The 4767-nt window shown below is 60.4% G+C and carries 6 protein-coding genes; 4 read left to right on the forward strand and 2 right to left on the reverse strand.

The annotated features are described in order from the left end of the window. Positions 1-33 precede the first annotated feature (33 nt). Both BN871_RS22730 and BN871_RS22735 read right to left on the reverse strand, forming a co-directional pair. Positions 34-588 carry a glycosyltransferase family 2 protein gene (locus tag BN871_RS22730; RefSeq protein WP_048749072.1) on the reverse strand — a complete coding sequence of 185 codons (555 nt, stop codon included), beginning with the start codon at positions 586-588 and terminating at the stop codon, positions 34-36. Positions 589-643: 55 nt separating this feature from the next. Continuing rightward, the gene (locus tag BN871_RS22735; RefSeq protein ID WP_021881767.1) at positions 644-1372 is read right to left on the reverse strand and encodes a glycosyltransferase; all 729 of its coding nucleotides are present in this window, start codon (positions 1370-1372) and stop codon (positions 644-646) included. 407 nt (positions 1373-1779) lie between these two features. Here BN871_RS22735 and BN871_RS22740 point away from each other — a divergent pair, with 407 nt between their 5' ends. From BN871_RS22740 to BN871_RS22760, 4 genes are all read left to right on the forward strand, one after another. Then, a complete protein-coding gene (locus tag BN871_RS22740) occupies positions 1780-2289 on the forward strand; it encodes a phosphatidylglycerophosphatase A (protein WP_048749075.1) in 510 nt (169 codons plus the stop codon). A 363-nt stretch (positions 2290-2652) separates the two neighbouring features. Beyond that, entirely contained in the window at positions 2653-2841 is a 189-nt protein-coding gene (locus BN871_RS22750) for a glutamate decarboxylase (protein ID WP_048749077.1), read from the forward strand. A 43-nt stretch (positions 2842-2884) separates the two neighbouring features. Further along, positions 2885-3778 carry an acetyl-CoA carboxylase, carboxyltransferase subunit beta gene (gene accD, locus BN871_RS22755; RefSeq protein WP_048749079.1) on the forward strand — a complete coding sequence of 298 codons (894 nt, stop codon included), beginning with the start codon at positions 2885-2887 and terminating at the stop codon, positions 3776-3778. After that, a partial coding sequence (locus tag BN871_RS22760) for an acetyl-CoA carboxylase carboxyltransferase subunit alpha (RefSeq protein WP_048749081.1) occupies positions 3768-4767 on the forward strand: 1000 nt, incomplete at its 3' end. The genes accD and BN871_RS22760, both read left to right, overlap by 11 nt.

Consider the following 4767-nt stretch of genomic DNA (forward strand, 5'->3'; position numbering starts at 1 on the left):
TCCGGGTTTTGCGTGGCCACGTTGGTCATCGCTTTATTCATCATGAAGCCGATGCCCCAAGTCATGTCGTAGATACTTCGAGCCTTCCAGAATGTCTTCGCGTTCGAAAAGTGCCGGAGGATCGGGAAGCATCCGGGTGCGCAGCCACTTTCCGTGCAGATCCGGATGGCGGACGAGCAGCTCCTCCGCCTGCAGCAGCTGGCCGGGGGACAGCTGCGGATCCAGCCAGGTATAGGATTTGCGGACCGCGAACAGTCCTCCGGCGATGAGGCGGCTATGCTCCCTGTGAAGGCTCATATGGGCTTCGATGAACTCGGGAGGCACGATGATCTCCGCATCGAGGAAGATGAGATGCTGTCCGCGCGACGCATGGATGCCCATATTGCGGGCTCGGGGCCGGCCAATGTTCCTCGTCATGCGGTAATACCGGAATTCGAACGGGAAAGAGCGGCCGGAGGCGATGCCGGGGGTCTCGTCGTCCGAAGCGTCGTCGATCATGATGACCTCGACCTTGGACAAGTCGTACGTCTGCGCTTCGAGAGAATACAGCGTGAGCAGATTAAGCGGATAGCGGTTATGGGTCGGCATGATGATGCTTACCTCGATCGCGATAAGGAGCGCCTCCTTTTCAGACGGCCCGGCATCAAGTCCTCAGCCTGCTCTTGATCCATCGATCCAGCAGCGGCCACCAGCGCTGCCGGGTCGCTTCGGCTTCCAGCTCGATGACAGGCAGATTGCGGATTGTGCCCATCCCTTCGTGGACCCGGTATTGGATCAGCGCCTCATCCACATATTGGAAGTCAGCTCCGCTCAGGACGGCGCGGAACCATAAGTCGTAATCATGGGTGTAAGGCAGCGACTCGTCGAACAGGCCAAGATCCAGAAGCAGTTTTTTGCGGGCTACCACCGTGCAGCCGTTGATCGGGCAGTAGTGCTCGAATGCCTTCAGAAAGTCGCTGACATGGGCATATTTGGGCGTTACGTTCCGGCTTGTGACATGACCGGTCCCGTCAATGACGTCGTAATCGCTGAAGGATATTTCTCCGTTTCTCGGAATCATGAGCGCCAGCTGCTTCTCCAGCTTGCCCGGATAGAACCGGTCGTCGGAGCTCAGCCAGGCGATGTAGTCGCCCGCGGCGATCGCTATGCCGGCATTCAAGGCGCTGGCCGTGCCTCCGTTGGATTTTGCGCAGAGGTAAATCCCTGGAAACTGCAGATAGGGCAGCAGCAGCTCCCTGTGCAGCGTGGATCCGTCGTCCACGACGACGATTTCCTTGTTGGGATAGGTTTGCTCCATCGCGCTTTGGATCGCGCTGCCTATATAGGGGTCGTTGTAGAACGGAATGATGATCGATACCAACGGACTGGACAAAGGGGACAGCTCCTCCTTATCGCGCGTTTCGCTTGTTTTACGACAGCGTATGTGCGCCGTTCCGAGCTTGCACCGGATATGCGCCTTGCCCCGCCGAGGCCGGGCTTGTCCGGCTTGCGGGACCGTCCGCCGACGGGAGTCCGGGCCAGCTCCCGGTGAGGACAGCGGTCCCGGCCCTAAGCCTCGCCGCCGCCTGATGCGCCGCTTGCTTCACCGGAAATTAACGGAACATTTCCCGGGACACGCGCATAGAGTAGGAAACACAAGTCGTCAGGCTTGGGCTACCATGGCGGTCGAGCCGGGGCGAGGGAACAGGGACAAGAGGGGCGGCCGGCTGGCCGCGCCTCTACTCGTGTCTCCGCTTGCGGCCGCCGTTCTCACGGCAATATTTGCGGGAGGGAATGCGGATGAGTTCCGAAATGGAGCGCTGGCTCGGCCGGCGCGGCGTAACCGTCGATGATGTGGCTTCAATCGTGCTTTCCCTGCAGCTTCCCTACAATCCTCTGCTCACGATGGAGGAATGCACGGAAAGCGTGCGCACGGTGCTGGGCAAGCGGGAGGTCCAGTACGTGCTCTACACGGGCATCGCCTTGGATGAGCTGGCGGAGCGCAAGCTGCTGCCGCATCCTTTGCAGGCCATCATGGAGAAGGACGAATCGCTCTACGGCGTCGACGAGACGCTGGCGATGGGCATAACGAACGTATACGGAATGATCGGCTTGACCAGCTTCGGATATCTTGACAAGGTCAAACCCGGCATCATCAGCCATCTGAACGACAAGACGACAGGCAAGGTCCACGTCTTCCTGGACGACCTCGTGGCGGGGCTGGCCGCCGCCGCTTCCGCCCGGATCGCCCATCAGGATCCCAAGGCGCTGAGCTACAGCGCCTTGGACGCGAGCGAAACCTCGGATTGAAAAAGAGGGATTCCGCATGCCGGGGACGAATGTACCTGCTGAAGCTCCGGCATGCTCCTTCAGCTCCGTGCGCCGCGAGGCGCCGGAATGCCCGAATCCAGCCGGACGAACAGAGATCCATCGGCTTCGCCGCAAGTTTCTTCGCATGTGTTCAAGACGTTTTCTTCCCCTTCCTCTCGGGACGGAGGACAAGCCTGGCAAGGCCCTAGCGGCCGCAGAAATACTCCTTCCGACCCTTTTCCAATCCGCAATCCGGGCCGAACGCGCCGATCCGACAGTCCTGTTTCTTGCGGGAAATTATTTTCCTATGCTATGATTGTGAGATCATGTGGCCTGTTTCCGGAATATCAGGAGGTACCTTTCATGTGGACGGTCATCTACATCGCGCCTACCGCGAGAATCGCGGAGAGGATCCAAAAACGGCTGACGGAAGAAGGCTTTCTCGTACAGACACGTCCGATAAACATGTCCAAGCAGCAATACGAGATTCTCGTTCCGTCCGGAGAGCTGGAGGAAGTCCAGGAGGTCCTGAGCTCCATTCTTCATTCGTGATGGCCGGTTCGACTATACTTTAGCGTCTTGAGAGGTGTCACTCGTGTTCAAGGACTTATTTCATAAACGCAAATACGCGACCGTTCCGTCGGAACGGGAGCGCAGCGACAGCCAGGAGCGTCCCAAACGGGACATTCCCGAAGGGCTGATGAACAAGTGTCCCAAATGTGGGACGATTCAATTCAGCAAGGAACTGGAGAAAAACCTGAAAGTATGTCCGTCATGCGGGCATCATTTCCGGCTGAGCGCCTGGGAGCGTATCGGAATGACGCTCGATGACGGACGTTTGTCTGAATTCGACGCCGATATGATTTCCGAGGATCCGCTGGAGTTCCCGGGCTACGCCCCCAAGCTGGAAACCCAGAAGAAAAGCTCCGGCCTGAAGGATGCTGTCGTCACGGGCACCGGCGAGATCGGCGGCTTCCCCGTCGTCGTCGCGGTCATGAGCTTCGACTTCTTCAGCGGCAGCATGGGCTCGGTCGTCGGGGAGAAGATTACCCGCGCGATCGAGCAGGCGCATGAGCGCCGGCTGCCTATGATCATCTTCTCGACTTCGGGCGGCGCCCGGATGCAGGAGAGCATCCTGAGCCTCATGCAGATGGCCAAGACGAGCGCAGCGCTGGCCAAGTTCCAGTCGGACGGCGGCCTCTACATCTCCGTCATGACGGATCCGACCACCGGCGGCGTCACGGCCAGCTTCGCGAGCCTTGGCGACTACAATCTGGCCGAGCCCGGCGCCCTGATCGGCTTTGCAGGCCGGATCGTCATCGAACAGACGATCCGCCAGAAGCTGCCGGACAATTTCCAGACGGCGGAATTCAACCTGCAGCACGGTCAGCTGGACCGCGTCGTTCACCGCAAGGACATGAAATCGACGCTGACCCGCGTGCTGGACATGCATGCCCCCGTGAAGGAGGAGACAGCCCATGGCGTCTGAATTGCCTTTTGAGAAGCCGCTCGGCGACCTTCGCCGCAAAATCCAGGAGCTGAAAGGGCTCAGCCAGGATACGGGCATCGACTTCACCGACGAGATCGCCCGTCTGGAAGCCCGCTGCAAGCAACTGGAGGACGAGATGTACAGCGAGCTCAGCCCTGCCCAGAAGATGCATCTGGCCCGCCACCATCAGCGTCCGACCTCGCTCGACTTCATCCATGACATCTTCACGGATTTCCTGGAGCTGCACGGCGACCGGCTGTTCGCGGACGATCTGGCGATCGTCGGCGGCCTGGCCAAGCTGAACGGAGTGCCGGTGACGGTCATCGGCCATCAGCGCGGCAAGGATACAAAGGACAACATCGCCCGCTTCTTCGGCAGTCCCCATCCGGAGGGCTTCCGCAAGGCGCTGAGGCTGATGCAGCAGGCCGACAAGTTCAAGCGGCCGATCATCACCTTCATCGACACGAAAGGCGCTTATCCCGGCAATACGGCCGAGGAACGCGGCCAGTCGGAGGCGATCGCGCGCAACCTGCGCGAGATGGCTATGCTCGGCGTGCCGGTCGTCTGCGTCGTCATCGGAGAAGGCGGCAGCGGCGGAGCGCTGGCTCTTGGCGTCGGCAACCGCGTCCTGATGCTGGAAAATGCCATCTACTCCGTCATTTCTCCCAACGGCGCCGCTTCCATTCTCTGGAAGGATGCGTCCAAGGCGGACCAGGCGGCCGAAGCGATGAAAATCACGGCGAAGGATCTGCTGTCGTTCGGCATCATCGAAGAGATCGTGCCCGAGCCCAAGGGCGGCGCGCATCGGGGCCAGGCGGAGCAGTCGGCGTTCATCAAGGAAGCCGTGTGGCGCCATCTGCAGGAGCTGTCGCTTCTGACCCCGGAGCAGCTGGTGGAAGACCGCTACGAGAAGTTCCGCAAGATCGGCCGCTTCACGTTCGCCCCGTCGGCTCCGGCCGTCGAAGGGCCGCAAGGGCGCGAGCCCCAGG

It is taken from the genome of Paenibacillus sp. P22 (genome assembly GCF_000469945.2).
GTDB lineage: Bacteria > Bacillota > Bacilli > Paenibacillales > Paenibacillaceae > Paenibacillus_O > Paenibacillus_O humicus.

Coding starts and splice junctions, on each gene's coding strand:
- BN871_RS22730 (WP_048749072.1), bottom strand. CDS start 588: ATGCCGACCCATAACCGCTATCCGCTTAATCTGCTCACGCTGTATTCT.
- BN871_RS22740 (WP_048749075.1), top strand. CDS start 1,780: ATGAGTTCCGAAATGGAGCGCTGGCTCGGCCGGCGCGGCGTAACCGTC.
- BN871_RS22750 (WP_048749077.1), top strand. CDS start 2,653: ATGTGGACGGTCATCTACATCGCGCCTACCGCGAGAATCGCGGAGAGG.